1 protein-coding gene is annotated in these 733 nt (G+C 61.8%); it reads left to right on the forward strand.

Going from position 1 to position 733, the window contains the following annotated elements; genetic code table 11:
* Positions 1 to 733, forward strand: a 733-nt coding sequence (locus ACQY6C_RS14825) for a flavin-containing monooxygenase (protein ID WP_427970057.1), incomplete at both ends; no start/stop codon positions are given.

Consider the following 733-nt stretch of genomic DNA (forward strand, 5'->3'; position numbering starts at 1 on the left):
TTGGTGCGCCCATCGCCAGCGCGGAAGAGATCCTCAAATATATGGGCGAGGTGATCGAGGAGAACGGGATCGGCCAGCACATCCGCTATGGCCACCGGATCATGCGCTGTTCCTTCTCGCGCGAAACCAATCTCTGGACCGTCGAGGCGACCCGCCTTGCCGATGGCGCGGTGCAGGTCTTCACCTGCAGCTTCCTGTGGATGTGCCAGGGCTATTACGATCACGAGAAGCCCTACATTCCGCCTGAATGGTACGAGCGCGGTCTGGGCGACTACAAGGGTGACTTCGTCCATGCCCAGCTGTGGGACCCGGACTACGACTACAGCGGCAAACGCATTCTGGTGATCGGATCGGGTGCGACCGCCGCCACGGTGATCCCGGCCTTCGCCGAAAAGGCCGCGCATGTGACCATGCTGCAGCGCTCGCCGACCTATTTCTTCTGCAGCGAGAACAAGAATGAACTGGCTGACCGGCTGCGCGAAGTGGGGATAGACGAACCCACCGTGCACCGCGTGGTGCGCCAGCAGATCATGCACGATCAGGACCTGATGACGCGCCGATGCATCGAGGAACCCGATGTTGTGTTCGAGGAGCTGAAGGAGCTTGTCCGCGCCTTCACCGGCAAGCCCGATTTCGAGTTCGAACCGCATTTCACGCCGAAATACCGGCCATGGCAGCAGCGGCTGGCTTTCTGCCCCGAAGGCGACGTGTTCCGCGCGGCGGTAGCGGGCAA

It is taken from the genome of Altererythrobacter sp. (assembly GCF_050299635.1).
Taxonomy (GTDB): domain Bacteria; phylum Pseudomonadota; class Alphaproteobacteria; order Sphingomonadales; family Sphingomonadaceae; genus Erythrobacter.